The organism is Acinetobacter sp. LipI_15, assembly GCF_058242865.1.
Genome location: NZ_JBZAYN010000001.1, coordinates 234,701 through 253,594 on the forward strand (window position 1 = coordinate 234,701; position 18,894 = coordinate 253,594).

General features: G+C 43.9%; 19 protein-coding genes. 12 read left to right on the top strand and 7 right to left on the bottom strand.

The window, feature by feature from the left end:
- The first annotated feature begins 211 nt into the window (after window positions 1-211).
- Window positions 212-949, top strand: a complete 738-nt coding sequence (locus tag AC4CU0_RS01075; RefSeq protein ID WP_180008086.1) for a TorF family putative porin — start codon at window positions 212-214, stop codon at window positions 947-949.
- 43 nt (window positions 950-992) lie between these two features.
- Here the strand turns inward: AC4CU0_RS01075 and AC4CU0_RS01080 are convergent, their stop codons facing one another.
- Both AC4CU0_RS01080 and AC4CU0_RS01085 read right to left on the bottom strand, forming a co-directional pair.
- The gene (locus AC4CU0_RS01080) at window positions 993-2,483 is read right to left on the bottom strand and encodes a YifB family Mg chelatase-like AAA ATPase (RefSeq protein WP_490742261.1); all 1,491 of its coding nucleotides are present in this window, start codon (window positions 2,481-2,483) and stop codon (window positions 993-995) included.
- 66 nt (window positions 2,484-2,549) lie between these two features.
- Window positions 2,550-2,777, bottom strand: a complete 228-nt coding sequence (locus AC4CU0_RS01085; RefSeq protein ID WP_078189551.1) for an accessory factor UbiK family protein — start codon at window positions 2,775-2,777, stop codon at window positions 2,550-2,552.
- 278 nt (window positions 2,778-3,055) lie between these two features.
- On the opposite strand from AC4CU0_RS01085, the gene glnK reads away from it, so the two are divergent.
- The 7 genes from glnK (at window position 3,056) to AC4CU0_RS01120 (ending at window position 9,239) form a co-directional block, all read left to right on the top strand.
- Complete coding sequence (glnK, locus tag AC4CU0_RS01090; protein WP_067763174.1) at window positions 3,056-3,394, top strand: P-II family nitrogen regulator; 339 nt, start codon at window positions 3,056-3,058, stop codon at window positions 3,392-3,394.
- A 61-nt stretch (window positions 3,395-3,455) separates the two neighbouring features.
- The gene (locus tag AC4CU0_RS01095; protein WP_180008071.1) at window positions 3,456-4,862 is read left to right on the top strand and encodes an ammonium transporter; all 1,407 of its coding nucleotides are present in this window, start codon (window positions 3,456-3,458) and stop codon (window positions 4,860-4,862) included.
- Window positions 4,863-5,000: 138 nt separating this feature from the next.
- The gene (gene nrdR / locus AC4CU0_RS01100) at window positions 5,001-5,459 is read left to right on the top strand and encodes a transcriptional regulator NrdR (RefSeq protein ID WP_067763170.1); all 459 of its coding nucleotides are present in this window, start codon (window positions 5,001-5,003) and stop codon (window positions 5,457-5,459) included.
- Between the two features lie 36 nt (window positions 5,460-5,495).
- On the top strand, window positions 5,496-6,599 hold the full coding sequence (gene ribD / locus AC4CU0_RS01105) for a bifunctional diaminohydroxyphosphoribosylaminopyrimidine deaminase/5-amino-6-(5-phosphoribosylamino)uracil reductase RibD (RefSeq protein WP_490742262.1): 1,104 nt from the start codon (window positions 5,496-5,498) through the stop codon (window positions 6,597-6,599).
- Window positions 6,596-7,888 (top strand): DNA adenine methylase, encoded by a 1,293-nt coding sequence (locus AC4CU0_RS01110; RefSeq protein WP_078189462.1) that lies wholly within the window; start codon window positions 6,596-6,598, stop codon window positions 7,886-7,888. The genes ribD and AC4CU0_RS01110 overlap by 4 nt, the downstream gene beginning before the upstream one ends.
- Window positions 7,889-7,921: 33 nt before the next feature.
- Entirely contained in the window at window positions 7,922-8,581 is a 660-nt protein-coding gene (locus AC4CU0_RS01115) for a riboflavin synthase (RefSeq protein WP_078192598.1), read from the top strand.
- Between the two features lie 112 nt (window positions 8,582-8,693).
- Complete coding sequence (locus AC4CU0_RS01120; protein ID WP_078189460.1) at window positions 8,694-9,239, top strand: VTT domain-containing protein; 546 nt, start codon at window positions 8,694-8,696, stop codon at window positions 9,237-9,239.
- 62 nt (window positions 9,240-9,301) lie between these two features.
- Here the strand turns inward: AC4CU0_RS01120 and AC4CU0_RS01125 are convergent, their stop codons facing one another.
- The 4 genes from AC4CU0_RS01125 to AC4CU0_RS01140 form a co-directional block, all read right to left on the bottom strand.
- A complete protein-coding gene (locus AC4CU0_RS01125) occupies window positions 9,302-9,520 on the bottom strand; it encodes a hypothetical protein (protein ID WP_180035948.1) in 219 nt (72 codons plus the stop codon).
- A 142-nt stretch (window positions 9,521-9,662) separates the two neighbouring features.
- A complete protein-coding gene (blhA, locus tag AC4CU0_RS01130; protein ID WP_078189458.1) occupies window positions 9,663-10,301 on the bottom strand; it encodes a cell division protein BlhA in 639 nt (212 codons plus the stop codon).
- 39 nt (window positions 10,302-10,340) lie between these two features.
- Window positions 10,341-10,748 carry a DNA polymerase III subunit chi gene (locus AC4CU0_RS01135; RefSeq protein WP_078189457.1) on the bottom strand — a complete coding sequence of 136 codons (408 nt, stop codon included), beginning with the start codon at window positions 10,746-10,748 and terminating at the stop codon, window positions 10,341-10,343.
- Complete coding sequence (locus AC4CU0_RS01140; RefSeq protein WP_490742263.1) at window positions 10,741-12,189, bottom strand: leucyl aminopeptidase; 1,449 nt, start codon at window positions 12,187-12,189, stop codon at window positions 10,741-10,743. Before AC4CU0_RS01140 ends, AC4CU0_RS01135 begins: the two co-directional genes overlap by 8 nt.
- A 159-nt stretch (window positions 12,190-12,348) precedes the next feature.
- On the opposite strand from AC4CU0_RS01140, the gene lptF reads away from it, so the two are divergent.
- The 4 genes from lptF (at window position 12,349) to AC4CU0_RS01160 (ending at window position 17,402) form a co-directional block, all read left to right on the top strand.
- Window positions 12,349-13,449 carry an LPS export ABC transporter permease LptF gene (gene lptF / locus AC4CU0_RS01145; protein ID WP_490742264.1) on the top strand — a complete coding sequence of 367 codons (1,101 nt, stop codon included), beginning with the start codon at window positions 12,349-12,351 and terminating at the stop codon, window positions 13,447-13,449.
- A 1-nt stretch (window position 13,450) separates the two neighbouring features.
- Window positions 13,451-14,521, top strand: coding sequence for an LPS export ABC transporter permease LptG (gene lptG / locus AC4CU0_RS01150; RefSeq protein ID WP_490742265.1), 1,071 nt, complete (start codon window positions 13,451-13,453; stop codon window positions 14,519-14,521).
- 145 nt (window positions 14,522-14,666) lie between these two features.
- Window positions 14,667-16,214, top strand: a complete 1,548-nt coding sequence (gpmI, locus tag AC4CU0_RS01155; protein ID WP_490742267.1) for a 2,3-bisphosphoglycerate-independent phosphoglycerate mutase — start codon at window positions 14,667-14,669, stop codon at window positions 16,212-16,214.
- An 18-nt stretch (window positions 16,215-16,232) separates the two neighbouring features.
- A complete protein-coding gene (locus tag AC4CU0_RS01160; protein WP_490742268.1) occupies window positions 16,233-17,402 on the top strand; it encodes a S41 family peptidase in 1,170 nt (389 codons plus the stop codon).
- 49 nt (window positions 17,403-17,451) lie between these two features.
- On the opposite strand, the gene AC4CU0_RS01165 is transcribed toward AC4CU0_RS01160, so the two are convergent.
- Window positions 17,452-18,876, bottom strand: a complete 1,425-nt coding sequence (locus tag AC4CU0_RS01165) for a sigma-54-dependent transcriptional regulator (protein ID WP_490742269.1) — start codon at window positions 18,874-18,876, stop codon at window positions 17,452-17,454.
- Window positions 18,877-18,894: the final 18 nt, after the last annotated feature.

Genomic DNA, 18,894 nt, shown 5'->3' on the forward strand with positions numbered 1-18,894 from the left:
AAATAAATTAAAGAGAAAAAAGGCCAAATAGGATAATTAAAAAATAATAAATAAAAACAGTATCTTGTATGTTTTATTAAAGCCAAAATCGTGACCTTTATAAAAAAAATATGTGTATATTTTTAAACATGGCACAGCGCTTGCTAATACATCATTGAGTTCAACGAAATAACCAAAAAATACGTCGTCGCACGATGTGGGGGAACAAACCATGAAATTTGCACTTAAAGCTTTATCAATCGCTGTACTAGGAGCAGCATCGACGTTTACTTTTGCTGAAGCACCTGCTTCAGAGCATTCTGTATCTGGAAATATCGGCGTACTGTCTAGCTATAATTTACGTGGTATTACCAATGTGCCTGAAAATAAAGATGCGACAATCCAAGGTGGTTTGGATTATAGCCATGCATCAGGCTTCTATGCAGGTTGGTGGGGTTCAACATTAAACTATGGTGATGACCTACCGAATGGTTTTGAAAATGATTTTTATGCGGGCTATAACGGTTCAATTAATGATGATCTTGGTTACACAGCAGGCCTAACTTACTACTATTACTATGATATTGATACAAGTGATGCAAACGGTTTAGAAACAATGCTTGGGCTAAGCTATAAAGATTTTGGCTTAACAGCGCAAACTTTGCTTGAAGATGTTTCATGGGGTAATGCAGGTGATACTTATATCAAAGCATCATATAGCTATGCACTTCCTAAAGACTTCAGTCTAGATACCGCGCTTGGTTTATATGCATATCAAGATTCAGGTGATTTTGAAGATAATTTAGGAACAACAGAAAGCTTTGGTTTCCGTCACTTTGATATTGGTCTAAGCAAGCCTTTAGCAGATACAGGTGTTACCGCAAGCATGAATTACACAGTTGGTGGTTATGACCGTGCAGATGAAAAACAAAAGAATAAAGTCGTATTTGGTTTGAAATACGAATTCTAATTTTAAAGAGCATTAAAAATGGCGACCTTAGGTCGCCATTTTTTTAAGCATTGAGTTGGCTTCGATAGGACAGTGCTTCAGAAACGTGTTGAGCTTGAATGTGTTCACTTTGAGCCAAGTCGGCAATGGTTCTGGCAACACGTAACACCCGATGATAGGCACGCGCAGATAAATTCATTCTCTGCTGGGCTAACTGTAAAATATTCTGTGCAGTAGCATCCAAAACTGCTTGTTGTTCCAATTGCGTCGGCGTCAGTGCCATATTGGATTTTTGCTGGCGATCTATTTGTAATTCATAGGCACGAATGACACGTTGCCTAACCGTACTTGAGCTTTCAACCTCTTGCGAACTTTGTAATTCATGTGCTGCTAGTGGCGGGACATCTATATGTAAATCAATACGATCTAATAATGGACCTGAAATACGGTTTTGATAGCGTTTAATACTTTCAGCACTACATTGACAGCGGCTGTCTTGATTAAAGGCATAGCCACATGGGCAAGGATTCATTGCCGCGATCAATTGAAAATTTGCGGGGAAGGTGATTTGACGAGAAGCCCGTGAAATCACAATTTCTTTGGATTCGAGTGGTTGCCGTAATACCTCCAATACCTTTCGATCAAATTCAGGAAGTTCATCTAAAAATAAAACCCCTAAATGTGCCAAGGTGATTTCACCCGGTTTAGGATTTGATCCTCCACCGACGAGGGCGATCGCAGACGCAGTATGGTGCGGCGCACGAAATGGACGCTGCCCAAAATGATGATTTGCACCTGCAATGGAATAAATACTCGCGACTTGCAAATTTTCTTGCATATCTAAGGGCGGAAGAATGCTGGCCAAACGCGAGGCGAGTAGAGTTTTACCTGTGCCTGGAGGGCCACGAAATAGCAGGGAATGACCGCCAGCCGCCGCAATTTCTAAAGCACGACGTGGTCTCAGTTGACCTTTCACATCAGATAAATCAAAAGGGTAACTGTGTTGATTGGCTGACGATGTCGAGGGATGGCTACTGATTAAGGCTGAACGACTTAAATGTTCACATACATCCTTAAGATGCTGTGCAGGAAAGACTTGGAACTCCGGCAGTTGCGCCGCTTCATCGGCATTGAGTGCCGGTAGAATCAGATGATGCCCGATATGCTGACAGGCAATGGCGATACTTAAGATGCCACTGACAGGTCGTAAATAACCATCAAGTGCCAATTCTCCAATAAATTCAAAACCATCTGCTGCATTTTCAGGAAGTTGTCCCGACGCGATCAGAATCCCTAAAGCAATGGCGAGATCTAAACGTGAACCATCTTTGGGTAAATCTGCGGGTGCTAGATTAATGGTCAGACGTTTGGTCGGAAACTGAAAGCCGCTATTAATAATCGCAGAGCGGACACGGTCTTTACTTTCACGGACGGCGGCCTCAGGTAGGCCCACAATGGTCAATGACGGTAGGCCTTGGCTGACATGAACTTCAACTTCAATTTGGGGTGCATTTAAGCCGAGCAAACCCCGAGTATAGATTTTGGCAAAAGACATATTATTGTTCCGTTATGGTGCATTATTTTTAATCGTTATGCGTCTTTTGTTGCACTAAAAAGGTGCTTATTTTTTGTTCTGAATTTTTTGTTCGAGTTCTTCGACGTGTTTCAACAATTCATTTAAACGTAAATTGGCATTATTCAGTGCAGTACGTTGGCGTTCGATTTCTTCTTTAGATACGAGATCCATTTTGCTCACAGCTTCATTGAGTAAGCTGCGAAGATTATGTTCGACGTCTTTTTTCGGCTGATCGATTTGTTCTAATATCGCTTGTAATAAGGTTTCAATCATTGTTTTGACCATCCTCAGTGAATTGGTGGCAGCAGTTTAACATCGCCACATTCATGACCATAGTGCTTTTATTTAAATATGCGTTTAATCGATCAGTAAAATCGTAATTCTTCTAGTAAAAACGTCTATTTTTATAAGCATACGCAAGATTATCCGTATAAAATAGGTTATAAAGAAATCTCATGCTGGGCTGACTATTTTCCCCCGACTGTAGTCATATTGGCATGAAAATTGAACATAAAACCTTACAGGTGAAATAAGCCGAAGGAAAACAAAACATGAAGCTCGTAACTGCAATTGTAAAACCTTTTAAATTAGATGACGTGCGTGAAGCACTCTCTGAAAATGGTGTTCAAGGGATCACTGTCACTGAAGTTAAAGGCTTCGGTCGCCAGAAAGGTCACACTGAACTTTATCGTGGTGCTGAATATGTGGTTGATTTCTTACCAAAGGTAAAAATCGAAATCGCAATCAGTGATGAAATGGTCGATACCGTAATTGAATCAATTACTCGTGTTGCAAGCACAGGAAAAATTGGCGACGGTAAAATTTTTGTAAGCAATCTGGAACAAGTCATCCGTATCCGTACTGGTGAAACAGGTGCAGATGCCGTTTAAAAAATTGGCATGAAGTTTGCTGAGTAGCTAATAACTCAGAAAATCAGGTCGGGGGATACGAATGAAAAAGATGCTAATTGCACTCGGCTTGTCCAGTGCACTTTTAGGTGGTTCTGTTGCGTGGGCTGAAGAAAGCGCAACAGCACCTACAGAAGAAGTCACAGTAGTTGATACTGCAAATACAACAACGCTAAATACAACAGAAGCTGCAGTTCCAGTTGAAGCAGCGCCAGCACCTGCAGAACCAGCACCTACAGAAGAAGAACCTAAGCTCGATACAGGTGATACAGCATGGATTTTAGTATCCACTGCACTTGTTCTACTTATGACAATTCCCGGTTTAGCATTGTTTTACGGCGGTATGGTCCGTAAGAAAAATGTACTCAGCACCATGGCACACAGTTTTGTTGCTGCGGGTGTCGTGAGTTTAACGTGGGTGATTGTGGGTTATACCTTAGCATTTGGTGAAGGTAATGCCTTTATTGGTAGCTTAGACAAATTTATGTTGTCGGGTATCACTACAGAAGCGTTGACGGGTACGATTCCAGAGATTCTTTTTGTTATTTTCCAAATGACATTTGCCATTATTACCGTTGCCATTATTAGTGGTTCGATTGCAGAACGTATGAAATTCGGTGCTTTTGTTGCGTTCATCGCAATTTGGAGTGTCGTGGTTTATGCACCAATTACTCACTGGGTATGGGGCGGTGGTTGGTTAGGTAACGACGGTGCGCTTGATTTTGCGGGTGGTACAGTAGTTCACATCAACTCGGGTGTTGCGGGTCTCGTTGCAGCGTACATGCTTGGTAAACGTATGGGGCTTGGCCGTGAATCTATGGCACCACATAACCTAACGCTAACTGTCATCGGTGCAAGCCTTGTATGGGTAGGTTGGTTCGGTTTCAACGGTGGTTCTGCACTGGGTGCAAATGGTTCCGCTGGTTATGCATTGGTGGTAACACAAGTTGCAGCAGCGGCAGCAGCAGTGGCATGGTTAATTACTGAAAAAGTAGTTCGTGGTAAAGCGTCTGTCTTGGGTGGTGCTTCTGGTGCGGTAGCAGGTCTTGTGGTGATTACACCTGCGGCTGGTTTTGTAACAGTTGGCGGCGCTCTAGCGATGGGTCTGATTGGTGGTGTCGTTTGCTTCTGGGGTATTACTGCACTGAAACGTGCGTTGAAAGCGGATGACTCTTTGGATGCGTTTGGTCTACATGGTGTCGGTGGTATCGTGGGTGCGATCCTTACAGCATTCTTTGCTAGCGAATTCATCATGGGTGACAATGCACCGAGTAACTTAATGCATCAATTATGGGTTCAAGTCGAAGGTGTACTAGCGACCATCGCTTACTCAGCTGTGATGACATTCATTATCTTGAAAGTGATTGATCTGGTGATTGGCATCCGTGTTGAAGCTGATGACGAACGTATGGGTCTAGACTTAAGTCAACATGGTGAACGTGTAGAATAATAAGATCACAGTAAATCAATATATTGTGTAAAACAGCCCGAAAGGGCTGTTTTTTTTCCATATCTAGCGTAAAGCTCTACAAATTTCAAAATTTTTGCTACACTCTAAATCCATTCGGATTTGTTCAATTTAACCGCTATGCATTGTCCATTTTGCAACGCTGAAGACAGTAAAGTGATTGACTCACGTCTTGCTGCTGAAGGCTGTCAGATACGCCGCCGCCGTGAATGTATTAGTTGCGGTGAACGTTTTACAACTTTTGAAAGCTATGAAGTGGTGATGCCGCGTGTCATCAAGTCGGATTCAAAGAGCGAACCTTTTGATGAGGCCAAGCTCCGCCGCTCGCTGATGCATGCCTTGCAAAAGCGTCCAGTAACGCAAGAGCAAATTGAAACGGTACTCAGTGATATTCAATTGCAAATTCGCCGTTTGGGTGAACGTGACGTGAAATCACGCACCATTGGTGAAATTGTTATGCAGTCTTTGTTTGCTTTAGATCATGTGGCTTATGTACGTTTTGCTTCTGTGTATCAAGACTTTCAAGATGTAGAAGCTTTTCGTCGTCAAATTGAGCAAATGCAGCAGCGTGAGCACTAATGCACATCTGCTTCCATTTTTATCATGAGTGATTACATGTCTGAGTTAGATCAAGTGACTTTGCAGCAGCATCAACAGTGGATGCGGCGTGCAATTGCATTGGCACAGCAGGGGCAATACAGCACTCGTCCCAATCCCAATGTGGGCTGTGTGATTGTCAAAGACGGTCAATTGGTTGGTGAAGGCTTTCATCCCAAAGCGGGGCAGCCGCATGCAGAAGTCTTTGCAATGCGTGATGCAGGTGAGTCCGCACGTGGCGCAACCGCTTATGTGACTTTGGAGCCTTGCGCGCACTATGGACGTACGCCACCTTGTGCCAAAGGTTTGGTAGAAGCAGGTGTTGCTCAAGTCGTTGTGGCCTGTCCCGATCCCAATCCATTGGTTGCGGGTAAAGGTGTACAAATCCTACATGATGCTGGCATTGAAGTGATTACGGGTATTTGTCAAGCAGAAGCGCATCAATTGAACTCGGGCTTTTTAAAAGCCATGGCGACGGGCATGCCTTATGTTCGGCTCAAAGTCGCATCGAGCCTAGATGGGCGTACTGCCATGGCCTCGGGTGAATCTAAATGGATTACGGGTGCAATAGCGCGACAAGATGTACAGCATTGGCGTGCAATCTCCGGTGCCGTAATCACTGGGATTGAAACGGTATTAGCCGACGATTGCTTACTCAATGTACGTCAGCTCGATGACGCTGTTGACATGCGTAACGTGGTTCAGCCGAAACGTATCGTGCTAGATCGTCAAGGCCGCTTGCCATTAAGCGCAAAAATATTGCAGCAACCTGAAACCGTGATGGTCATGGGGCCATATCGTCAGGAACTTGCTGACTTGGGCGTGGTACAATTTGAAATTCAGCCTTTGGCCGATCTGTTAGCAGCATGCGTTCAACAGTTCCAAATTTATGATGTACTTGTGGAAGCCGGTGCGACACTTTCGACCGCTTTCTTACAAGAACATTTGATCGATGAAATGATCAGTTATGTTGCACCGACCTTGTTGGGTCAGTCAGCACGTGCGATGTTTAATGCGGAATTTGACCGCATGGCAGAGCAGCTTCGATTTAAGCTGAAAGATGTCACTCAATTGGGTGATGACATCCGCTTAAGGTTAATCCCTTCTCAAGAGACGCTATGAATTCAGAGTCTACGGTTTATCACAAACGTCGTCATGCGGCTCGTACCACAGACGAATATCTTTTCCATCAGTTGGTTCCTTATTTGGGAAACAAACGCCGTCTATTACATCTGATTTTAGAAGCACTTGAGCAAACGGGAACCTTAAAACGCGAAGATGGTCGTGCGCCGATATTTGCTGACTTTTTTGCAGGTTCGGGTGTAGTGTCACGGTTGGCACGTCAAAACGGCTATCGTGTTATTGCCAATGACTGGGAACCCTACAGCCATGCCTTGAACAGCGCGATTCTCTCTTGTGTTGAAGCACCAGCGTTTAAAGAGTTGGGTGGCTATCAAAAAGCCATCGATTATCTGAACCGTTTGCCAGAAGTTAAAGGTTGGGTGACCCATAACTTGTGTCCACGTAATGATGAAATCTACGATCCTGCACGTGACCGTTTATTCTTTAAACGCCGTAACGGTATGCGTATCGATGCGATTCGTCAGCAAATTGCAACTTGGCAGGCTCAAGGCGCGATTGATGATGTGGAAATGAGTGCTTTGTTGGCACCGTTATTGTATTCAGCAAGTTTTGTCAGCAATACCAGCGGTGTATTTAAAAGTTTCCATCATGGTTGGGGCGGTAAAACCCAAGCGGCCTTGGATCGTATCGGTTCTTTGTTATGGCTGACCCCAAGTCGTTTTTGTGAAATTGGTGATCCGAAAAAACCCGCCGCTGAAATGTGGTGTGTCGACGCACAGCATTTGGCTAATCAAATGAGTGGCTTTGAAGTGGATGTGGCTTATCTCGATCCACCATATAACCAGCACGCTTACAGCAGTAACTACCATGTGTTGAATGCCTTAACGTTATGGGATCAGGTGGATTTACCAACACCAGACACCAAAGGCTTTAAGAGCGGAATCGACCGTGCATGGCGTAAAGAACGTCCAAGTCCGTATAATTCTTCGAAGCATGCGAAAGAAGCTTATGAAAAATTATTAGAAACCATCAATGCACGTTACATCCTGACGAGCTATTCAACCGATGGTAATATCAGCGCCACAGATTTGTTACAAGCCAATTTAAAACGTGGCAGAGTAAGCTTATTGACGCAAGATGTACCACGTTACCGCGTGAGTAAGCAGCGTCAGTCTGAACGTGCACGCGTACTAGAGTTTATTGTCATCACGGATACGCATGCCAAATCAGGTCCACCAATCCGTCAGTTGTTGAGTCAATTGCACCATTTTGCAGAATTAGGTGGTGTCGATACCTCTGGCGTGAGCACGCAACTTGATTTGTGGTAAAAATCATCGCCCCATATTTTTCAGGGATTGAACATGTTTACAGGCATTATTGAAAGTCTAGGTAAAGTTGAAAGCATTCAAAACGTGGGTGGCGATGTCCGCTTGCGTATCCAGACAGATTTAGACATGTCGGATGTGCATTTGGGAGATTCTATTGCCACCAATGGCATTTGCTTAACCGTGATCGACTTTGGCAGTAATTGGTATGCAGCCGATGTTTCACGTGAAAGTTTAAATCGGACCACTTTGGAACACTGGAAAGCAGGGCAGGCGGTGAATGTGGAAAAAGCCATGTTGCCGACCACGCGTTTTGGTGGACATATTGTCAGTGGTCATGTCGATGCAGTAGGTGAAATCACTCAAGTTCGTTCAGATGCGCGTTCTATTTATTTTGAAGTGACCGCACCGAAAGAAATTGCACGCTATTTAGCGGAAAAAGGCTCTGTGACCGTGGATGGTATTAGCCTGACAATTAACCATTTACGTGGCAACGTGCTGAGCTTAAATTTAATTCCGCACACGGCTGAACGAACCAATATCGGTACGTGGAAAGCTGGGGCTAAAGTGAACTTAGAAGTGGATGTTTTAGCACGTTATATTGAGCGTTTATTGCTTGGTGATAAAGCCGCTGAGACCACAGCGCAATCTAAAATTAGCTTAGATTTTCTCGCTGAAAATGGCTTCTTGAAATAAGTTGATACCGAAGAAAACCAAACAGTCTGATTGAAAAATTAGACTGTTTTTTTATTTTTGGTGATAATGCGTCGCGGAATGACATATATGATGAATAATCAGACAGGTGATAATGATTGATTTCTTACTGAATCTGGAACAGTGGTTACCCATGTTATTGGAAAATTATGGTGTGTGGATTTATGCCATTTTATTTCTGGTGATATTTTCAGAAACGGGTTCAGTATTTATGTTCTTCCTGCCGGGAGACAGCCTATTGCTTGCCATCGGCGCATTATGCTCAACGACGGAAGTGGTGCATTTACACACCATGGGGCTGATGTTATTTGTCGCATCGGTCTTGGGCTACTGCGTCAATTACTACACGGGCAGCGTGCTAGGCATTAAGTACTTTAATAAGCACACACGTTACTTTAAGCCCGAATATATGGTCAAAACCAATAAATATTTTATGAAGCATGGTGGTAAAACGATTTTAGTCGCACGCTTTGTACCTTTTGTACGTTCTTTTGCGCCTTTTGCTGCTGGATCTGCACGCATGAGCCTCGGTACATTTATGTTCTATAACGTGCTAGGTGGTTTCATCTGGATTGGATTATTACTTGGTATTGGTTATTTCCTAGGACATACCGTTTCTGCAGTTGCAGATTTGGTCTAAGCCAAACTTAGACTGAGAAAAAGCCCACTGTTGTGGGCTTTTTTTATGGAGTCGATGACCACTTAGTGTTTTGTAACGGTCACCACATCAAGGGTTTGAAAAATCGAGCTGCGGGGCAGTTGCTGAATGCTAAAACCACCTTTTTCTGATTCACGGCTGAGATACACCGAAATACTGTGAAAGTCTGAATGACTCAGCCAAAGATCTTTGGCACGAATGTCCCATTGTTCTCCAGCAGATAGAGAGGATATTTTCTGGGTAATCTGGTGAATGATGTCCATATTGAATTTCCATCTGGATGCATGATTATATCTTTAGGATGCCTGAAGCATTGTGTTTTGAGGGACAATGCTTCAGCCAGATGAACATCATGTTGCAAATACATGTCAGTTTAATGACAGTGACCAGATTTCGATGGACGGCTTAAGATGCTTGGGACGATGTAGATTCTGTCGAAAAATTGGAGTTTTCTAAGATATAGTCAATTTCTTCTTGTGCGGCAGCTTTCAATTTTGCACGAAAATCACTGACTGCCATTTCGATTTGCGTTTCTGCCTCAAGTTCCAAACGCACGCGTACACTTTCAAGTTCTGACAACATTTGTCCTTCGCTCACCGATAAGCTTTGGCTTAATCCCGCTAAACCCGTTTCAGGGTTTTTATGATAGCGAGCAGCATAATGTTGTACTTCACGATCAAGATTATGCTGCATCATGGTGAGCGCTTGCGTTTGTGCAGCAAAGCGTAACTCTTCGTCACGTTTCAGTTGTTCTGCATAGGCCTGTTCAGCTTCACGTTTTTCTTCTAAGGCTTTTTCTAAAGCCAACTGTTTGCGAATACGAGCATCTTCTATCAGCTGTGCTTTCAAATCTGCATAGGCAGACTCAATTTTGTCAAAAGACACTTGCTGCTGCTGTTGGTCATTGACCAGCCATTGTTGAATGTCTGTACTGGGATTGAGGACATCGCAAACGCGACCAAGGTCATCAATAAAGGTCTGACGAATAGCTTCAGGTACTTTTAACCAGCGCTGTTTAAAGTCTGGACCGACATTCAATGCCATGGTGCATCTCCTTGCAAATAGGGTAAAACCAATATCACGTTAAAGTTTATGGGTCTGTGGTTGAACGCCCAAACGTCGATATTGTTTATATTTTTCACGCCCGATAATTTTAGCGGGTTCGTTATTTTCAATAATTTCGATAATGTGACTAAAACTTGCGAACTGTTCAAGTGCTTGATCGTTAAAATTAAACACAATCCAGTCGGCTTGCTCAGGCAATTGGGCAGAAATACAGACCGTTGCCTCGGCTTGATCGATACCATGGGGAATGAAACCTGTGTGATCGAAACTCCACAGGCGTTCATCAAGTTGTTGCTGTAAGTCTGGGTCAGCACAATGTAGCCAAATACGTACAGGCTGACGCAGGATCTTACGGCATAAACGACAAGTGCTTTCGACTTGTCGTTCAGGACTTTTTTCAAATAAATAAAAGCTAACTTTAGCCATTCGCTTGAGCACGATTCGCTAAGAATTGCATTAATAATGGCACAGGACGACCTGTTGCGCCTTTATTTGCACCAGAGTTCCATGCAGTCCCAGCAATGTCTAAATGCGCCCAACGGTATTCACGCGTAAAGCGTTGAAGGAAGCATGCAGCGGTCACAGAGCCTGCTTTTGGACCACCAATGTTGGCAATATCTGCAAATGGAGAATCAAGTTGTTCTTGATAATCTTCAATCACGGGCATACGCCATACGCGGTCAAAGCTGTGTTGACCCGCAGCAGTCAATTCAGCCGCAAGTTCATCATCCGGAGTGAACATACCGGTGAGGACTGAACCCAGTGCTACGACACATGCACCAGTGAGGGTTGCAATATCAATCACCAGTGCAGGGTTAAATCGTTTTACATAGGTCAAGGTATCGCACAGCACCAAACGACCTTCGGCATCGGTATTTAAAATTTCAACGGTTTGACCGCTCATGGTTGTCACGATGTCACCCGGGCGAGTGGCATGACCAGACGGCATGTTTTCTGCAGCAGCAATTGCGCCGACTACATGAATCGGTAATTTCGCTTCACACAGCGCACGGATTGTACCCAAAACTGATGCAGAACCGCACATGTCGAATTTCATTTCGTCCATGCCAGCACCCGGTTTAAGTGAGATACCACCAGTATCAAAAGTCACGCCTTTACCAACAAGCACCACAGGTGCTTCTTCACGGTTTGAAAGGTATTCGATGGTAATAATACGGCCTGGACGGTCAGAACCTTTGCTCACAGCAAGGAAAGCACCCATACCGAGATCAGCCATTTGCTGTTCATCGAGTACAGTCACTTTGAGTTGATCTGGGAATTCAGCTGCAAGTGCTTGAGCTTGTTCGGCTAAATATTCAGGAAAACAGATATTGCCCGGACGGTTACCTAAGTCACGAGTAAAACTTTGACCTGATTGCACTGCAGAAATTAATTCAAGCTGTGCAGTGGTTAATGGGCTTTCAGTAGCGATTAAATGGATCTGCTCCAAAACAAATTCATTTTTCTTAGACTTGTATTCATCAAATGCATAAGCCGCTTGCGTCAGGCTAAGTGCAAATAAATAATGTTGTTCTTGTGGTAGGGCAGAGATATCGACACTGATCTGTTTGAATTTTTTTTGTGACGCTTTAATAATGGTTTGTGCAATTTTTGCAAATTTATTGACCTGTAATTCAGCAACTTTGCCGAGGCCTAAAAGAGCGCTATTGCGACAAGCGGCAATGTTCGCCACCAAAGGCAGGCTTTCATTGAGTGCTGCTTTAAATTGAGTCGCTTCAATTAAATTATCTAAATCATTGATTTGATATGAAGTAGCTGCATTTTTAACGTGCTCAGAATCTACTAATATCAACAAATATTGGCTGGACGCATTCGCTTGGAATGACGTATTAATAGAAAGTTTCATGTGCGGTATTTATGCCTTTTTAAATTTATAAACCATTAAACCATTGAAACATTTATATGAATAGAGTTTCAATGAGCAACAAGGGTATAGGTTTTATATTTTCTACATTCGGGTAAACTAACGCTAGTTTTTATTGGCCCTATTTTTGGAAGAATTAATTTGATTATTCGGCGTTATCTGGTCAAGCAAGTGGTGTCGACATCACTGGTTGTGATTGCCTTATTGACCTTGATCATGATGGGTGGTCGTTTGATCAAGTACTTTGGTGTGGCGGCGCAGGGTCGTTTAGATGCAAGTATTTTATTTAGCATCATTGGCTACCGTTTGCCTGAGTTTTTAACTTTAATTCTTCCGCTCGGTTTCTTTATTGGTCTGATGTTGGTCTTTGGTCGTCTGTATGTCGATCATGAAATGGCTGTGCTCAATGGTAGTGGTGTCAGTCGCAATCAATTGTCACGTTTATTGGTGCCGATGACCGTGGTTTTTATGGCTGTTCAAGCATTTTTGATGCTGTGGGCGTCGCCTTGGGGCATCCTTCAGTTTGAAGCATTAACGACTTCACAAGCTGTACGAACAGGCTTTGACTTGGTTCGACCGAAAGAGTTTATTTCCTCTGGGCCCTATACTATTTATGCAGGCGACTTGTCAGAAGACCGTAAAAACTTAAAAGATATTTTCTTCTATCAACGTGCAGAAAAAGAGGGTAAACCCGATGTCATTATTTTGGCGAAAGAAGCCACGCGTGTTGAAGTGCCCGATGACAATGCCAATGTGGTTGACCTAGTTGAAGGTCGCCGTTACGAAATTTATCCGGGGCAACCGCGTTATTCTCAAGCAGAATTCCAAAGTTATCGTTTACGTTTAGAAAATGATAAAGAAGCAAAATTTGAAAGTACTGAAGTAGAAGCTTTACCAACCTCGAAGTTATGGGATAACCGTCATGATCCTGTGGTTGCCAGTGAACTTGGTTGGCGAATCTTTGTGCCGTTCGCTATTTTGGTGGCGTTATTGCTTGCCACCGCTTTGTCTGAGGTCAGTCCTCGTCAGGGGCGTTATTTAAAACTGTTTCCTGCCTTGTTAATTTTCGCCAGTTTGATTGTGGCGCTCATGGCGGTTAAAACCCGTATCAGCAAACAAGAAATGGGCATGATTGCTTATCCGTTGGTGTTGTTGGCTTATGCGATTGCGGCAGCCTTGTTCTCACGTAAACAAAAACTAGCACCTAAAATTAAGCAGCAAATTCAGCGAGTGAGGTCTTAAGATGTTGGCACGTCGTATAGTTGCAAAACACGTCACCAAGACCACAGCACTGGCGATGTTTGGTGCAACGGCAATTTTGTCTGGTTTGCAGGTGTTGTTTACCTATTTAGGCGAATTGGGTTCACTCAATGAAAACTATAGTGCATGGCAGGCATTGCTGTATGTATTGTGGGGTGCGCCAAATTATCTCTATGAAATTTTGCCGATTTCTGCCCTGATTGGTGCAGTGTTAGGCTTGGGTACGTTGGCATCCAACAGCGAATTGATTGTGATGCGTTCTGCAGGGATTAGCCTGTGGCGTATTGTGGGGTGGGTGATTCGTTCCGCTATGGTATTGGTACTGCTGTCTTTTGTGCTCAGTGAATGGGTGATTCCATACACCAATGAACAAGCCAAAAGTGTTAAAAGTCACCGTAGCGTCGCTGAGCTGGGTGAAGTTCGTGGCTATTGGTCGCGCGAAGGCAATCGTTTTATTTATATTGACTACGCCAATGCCCAAGGGCAGCTCAAAAATGTACAAGTGGTCGATTTTGATGATAATTATCGCTTGCGTGGTACATTGTCTGCAGATCAGGGACAGTTTGTTAAAGATGGCAGTTGGTTGCTCAATCAAACTGAACAGATGGATATTTTGCAGGCGGGTAACGCTACTTTAGCCAAAAATAGCCAGCAAGCACTAGCTTTAGCATTGCAACCGAAATATGTGCACATGGTCACCATCGACCCTGAAGATTTATCCCCAAGTCAATTGGTCAGTTTCATGAGTTATATGCATGAATACAGCCAAGTACCCAAAACCTACCAACTGGCGTTCTGGCAAAAACTTGGTGCACCCTTTGCGCTGATTGCTTTGGTGGTGATTGCTTGCTCCTTTATTTTTGGGCCGTTACGTCAGCAATCTATGGGTTTCCGTTTGGTGATTGCTTTATTTGTCGGCTTAACCTTCTTTTATTTACAGGATTTCTTGGGCTATGCCAGCTTGGTCTATGCACCATCGCCTGCGTGGTTCGTATTTATTCCTATTATTCTGATGTTTGTCATCGGCGGTTACTTACTGCATCGTGCGCGTTAAGTGCGGGCCGATGCTGCTGCTTTTTCCGTATGATTGGGTAAACCTATCTGAATCAGTGGCGGAAACCATCTTCTGAACATAGAGTCTTGACGCAAAATTCGTTAAGATAGCATGATTAATTTGTAGACGAAAAAGAGTATTGATTATGGCGGATGCAACTGCTGGCAAAATCCCTCACGTATTGGTGATTATGGATGGTGTGGGTCATCGCGAAGCGGTCGAAGACAACGCGTTTTTAGCAGCGAAACGACCAAATTTGACTGCTATGCAGGAAAAGCATCCGCATGGTTTGATCTCTGGTTCAGGTGAAGATGTGGGCTTGCCAGATGGTCAAATGGGTAACTCTGAAGTTGGTCACATGAACTTGGGTGCAGGACGTGTGTTGTACCAAGACTTTACCCGTATTACCAAAGACATTCGTACAGGCGCTTTCTTTGAACATGAAGTGTTGGTCGATGCGGTAGAAAAAGCCAAAACAGCAAATCGTGCTGTACATATCATGGGCTTGTTGTCTGAAGGTGGTGTGCATTCACATGAAGATCACATTGCGGCGATGGCTGAATTGGCATTAAAACGCGGTGCAAAAGTTTATCTACATGCCTTTTTAGATGGCCGTGATACGCCACCAAAAAGCGCGCAGCCTTCTTTGGAAAAACTGGACGCATTATTTGCACAATATCCAAATCAAGGTCGTATTGCCACCATGATTGGTCGCTACTTTGCAATGGATCGTGACAACCGTTGGGATCGAGTTGAGCAAGCCTATCGTCTACTTACCGAAGGTGAGGCAGTACGCACTGCGGCAACTGCGGTTGAAGGCTTGGCAGCGGCTTATGCGGCAGATGAAAGCGACGAGTTTGTTAAAGCCACCCGTATTGGTGAAATTGCCAAAATTCAAGATGGCGACAGCGTGGTGTTTATGAACTTCCGTGCTGACCGTGCACGTGAATTGACCAAAGCCTTTGTGGAACAGGATTTTGCTGGTTTTGAACGTAAAGTTGTGCCGCAATTGTCTAAATTTGTGATGCTGACCCGTTATCAAGCCAGCATTGCTGCGCCAGTGGCGTACATGCCAGAAGATTTGAAAAACTCGATTGGTGAATATTTATCAGACTTGGGCAAAACACAATTGCGTATTGCTGAAACTGAAAAATACGCACACGTGACGTTCTTCTTTAGTGGTGGTCGTGAAGATGAATATCCGGGTGAAAAACGTATCCTGATTCCATCGCCAAACGTAGCAACCTACGACTTAAAACCTGAAATGAGCGCTTATGAAGTGACTGATGAACTGGTTGCAGCCATTAATTCAGGTGAATATGATTTGTTGGTGGTGAACTATGCCAATGGCGATATGGTCGGTCATACTGGTGTGTTTGATGCAGCTGTCAAAGCAGTGGAAGCAGTAGATACCTGTTTGGGTCGTGTCTATGAAGCGGTGATGGCGAAACAGGGTCACATGATTATTACTGCTGACCATGGTAATGTTGAACAAATGCAAGACTATGACAGTGGTCAGGTACACACGCAACATACGACTGAATTGGTGCCATTCATTTATGTAGGCCCAACACAGGCGACTATTGCAGAAGGTGGTGTGTTGGCAGACGTTGCGCCAACTCTACTGAATTTGATGCAATTGCCTGTCCCTGCAGACATGCAAGGTCGTAACTTAATTTGCCTACAGGCATAACCCCAGACTGGTGATGGAATGACGGCTCACAAAATTTATGCATTGGCATTGACGACATTGCTGTTGTGGGTTGGTCATTCCCAGACTTGGGCTGCACCTGATGAGTTAGAGCTGGATGGGCCAACACAGGCACAGGATTATGTAGATGTGCCTGTCGAGTCGATTCAGGAGTTTGTACAAATTTATGGCATTGTCAAAGACAACTACGTGACTGAAAAAAGTGACGATGCCTTGTTTCAGCAAGCCATTCGTGGCTTGGTGAGCGGTTTAGACCGTTATTCACGCTATTTAACTGCTGAAGAATATAAACAACTTTTACAATATACCGAAGGCGACTTGGCCTCGGTTGATTTTACTTTGCGCTATGACGCTGCCCAGCAACATTGGGTCATTCAAAATTTAAGTGCCAATGCCGACTCGGCTAAACAAGGGCTGAAGAATGGCGACAGCCTATTTAAAATTGATAACCAAGAACTGAAAAAGCTGAGTGCAGATCAGGTCAATAACCTGCTCACAGGCTCAGTGGGATCGACTGTAAGCGTACAACGTGCAGCCAATCAGCCTGAAATTATGTTGGTACGCAACAAAAAAGTAGAAACCGATATTCAGGCGCAGATGCTTTCTAATCAGGTCTTGTTGTTAAAAGTACGTGTGTTTCAGCAAGACACCGCCAATGAAATTAAACGCTTAATTGAAGAACATAGCACGCCACGCTTAAAAGCCGTATTGATTGATCTGCGTAATAACCCAGGAGGCTTACTGTCTGCTGCGGTGGAATCTGCCGATTTATTTTTAAATCAGGGTGTGATTGTATCGACCAAAAGTCGTTCTGAAGGCGATCAACAATTTCAGGCGTTACCTAGCTTTGAATTTCAAAATTTAAAAGTCGGAGTACTGATTAATCATCGCTCTGCATCTGCGGCAGAAGTCTTTACCGGTGCTTTAAAAGACCATTCACGCGCTTGGGTGATGGGCGAAAAAAGTTATGGCAAGGGGGTGGTGCAAAAGCTGTTCCCACTTAGCGATGGTGCTGCCTTACAAATGACGGTTTCGCATTATTACACCCCACGCGAGCAAATGATTGAAGGGGTTGGGATTCAGCCGAATCAGCAATATATTCAAAGTCCTGAAATGAAAGAAGAGGCTTATCTTGAGCATGTGGCAGATTTACTGCTGAGCCGCCGTTAAGTCTCATCTGAGTAACACGTATTTTTAGACAGTCTTCATTGTTTAGCGTTTACTCATCTTCAGTATCTAATCCAAACTTTTTCAGACGATAGCGCAAAGAACGGAAAGACATGCCCAATTTTTTTGCTGCCAACGTACGGTTCCAGTGGGTGATGTTCAATGCATTCATGAGCACTTCTTTTTCGATATTTTCTAAAAAGAGCTCTAAGCCTTCTTCAGGTAGTTTGCGAGGGACCACACTCTGTTCGTTGCTGTTTGCACCTAGCTGAGCGGATTCATTCGTTGTTGGAGCGGAATTGAACTGAGCACTTGGTTGTCTTAATGGCGCACTTTGCAGATGTTGAAGATCAATCTGATCATCATCGCAGAGGGTCATAGCGCGTTCGATAATATTGCGGAGTTCACGCACATTACCTGGATAATATTGGCTGAGCAGGAAACTCTTCGCACGTTCAGTTAGAGGCTTAGTGGCAATTTCCCATTCATGGCTAATTTTTTGAATAAAATGTTGAGCCAATAAGAGGATATCGTCGCCACGTTCACGTAAGGCAGGCAACACTAAATCCATCACATGGATGCGGAAGAATAAATCTTGGCGGAAGCGACCTTGTTGGACGAGTGCTTCTAAGTCCTGATGGCTGGCGCTGATCACACGGAAATCAACGTCAATTTCACAGTCTGAACCTACAGGACGAATACGTTTTTCCTGTACTGCGCGTAGCAATTTAACTTGCATGGCTAAAGGTAGTTCGGCAATTTCGTCCAGAAATAAGCTACCGCCATGTGCAGATTGAATCAAACCTTGTTTGTCTTGGGTGGCACCACTAAAGCTGCCTTTTTTATGGCCAAAAAGTTCACTTTCCATTAACTCTGTGGGAATTGCCCCACAGTTAATAGCAATAAAGGGCCCTTCATTACGGTTGCTTAAACGGTGAACCAGATTGGCTACGACCTCTTTACCCGTACCAGATTCACCCGTAATAAAAACAGGTGCTTGTGAACGTGCAATTTTCTTTAGAGTTCGACGCAATTGCTGGATTGGAAGCGATTCACCAATCAACATTTTATGTTCTAAAGCATCTTGCGAAGTAATGTCTTCGGCCAATGGCTTATTCAGGGCTTTTTGTAGCAGTTGTTCAAGATGTTTGGGATTGATCGGTTTGCTGACAAAGTCGAAAGCTCCCGCCTTTAATGCGGCAATGGCAATGTCCATGTTGCCATAGGCTGTTAGCACAGCAACTGGAAGGGCAGGACAGTGTTCATTCATCCAATCTAAGAGCTGTAGACCATTACCATCGGGTAAGTTGAGATCGGTTAGGCAGGCATCGTAGCTATAGGTAGACAAGGCTTTTTTAGCTTCGTCGAGGCGATGTGCAACATGCGTTTTAACCCCCATCCTTGATAAAGACATCTGCATCAGCATACATAAGTCTTCTTCGTCATCAACTAACAATACCAGTGGTTGTGAATCCACAGTTTTCCCCTAAAAACA

Bases quoted from the DNA above. Each gene is read 5' to 3' on its own strand.
- AC4CU0_RS01160 (WP_490742268.1), top strand. From the start codon at position 16,233: ATGACGGCTCACAAAATTTATGCATTGGCATTGACGACATTGCTGTTG.
- AC4CU0_RS01135 (WP_078189457.1), bottom strand. From the start codon at position 10,748: ATGGCTAAAGTTAGCTTTTATTTATTTGAAAAAAGTCCTGAACGACAA.
- AC4CU0_RS01115 (WP_078192598.1), top strand. From the start codon at position 7,922: ATGTTTACAGGCATTATTGAAAGTCTAGGTAAAGTTGAAAGCATTCAA.
- AC4CU0_RS01120 (WP_078189460.1), top strand. From the start codon at position 8,694: ATGATTGATTTCTTACTGAATCTGGAACAGTGGTTACCCATGTTATTG.
- AC4CU0_RS01125 (WP_180035948.1), bottom strand. From the start codon at position 9,520: ATGGACATCATTCACCAGATTACCCAGAAAATATCCTCTCTATCTGCT.
- blhA (WP_078189458.1), bottom strand. From the start codon at position 10,301: ATGGCATTGAATGTCGGTCCAGACTTTAAACAGCGCTGGTTAAAAGTA.
- glnK (WP_067763174.1), top strand. From the start codon at position 3,056: ATGAAGCTCGTAACTGCAATTGTAAAACCTTTTAAATTAGATGACGTG.
- AC4CU0_RS01085 (WP_078189551.1), bottom strand. From the start codon at position 2,777: ATGATTGAAACCTTATTACAAGCGATATTAGAACAAATCGATCAGCCG.
- AC4CU0_RS01075 (WP_180008086.1), top strand. From the start codon at position 212: ATGAAATTTGCACTTAAAGCTTTATCAATCGCTGTACTAGGAGCAGCA.
- gpmI (WP_490742267.1), top strand. From the start codon at position 14,667: ATGGCGGATGCAACTGCTGGCAAAATCCCTCACGTATTGGTGATTATG.
- AC4CU0_RS01080 (WP_490742261.1), bottom strand. From the start codon at position 2,483: ATGTCTTTTGCCAAAATCTATACTCGGGGTTTGCTCGGCTTAAATGCA.
- AC4CU0_RS01110 (WP_078189462.1), top strand. From the start codon at position 6,596: ATGAATTCAGAGTCTACGGTTTATCACAAACGTCGTCATGCGGCTCGT.
- nrdR (WP_067763170.1), top strand. From the start codon at position 5,001: ATGCATTGTCCATTTTGCAACGCTGAAGACAGTAAAGTGATTGACTCA.
- AC4CU0_RS01140 (WP_490742263.1), bottom strand. From the start codon at position 12,189: ATGAAACTTTCTATTAATACGTCATTCCAAGCGAATGCGTCCAGCCAA.
- ribD (WP_490742262.1), top strand. From the start codon at position 5,496: ATGTCTGAGTTAGATCAAGTGACTTTGCAGCAGCATCAACAGTGGATG.
- lptG (WP_490742265.1), top strand. From the start codon at position 13,451: ATGTTGGCACGTCGTATAGTTGCAAAACACGTCACCAAGACCACAGCA.
- AC4CU0_RS01095 (WP_180008071.1), top strand. From the start codon at position 3,456: ATGAAAAAGATGCTAATTGCACTCGGCTTGTCCAGTGCACTTTTAGGT.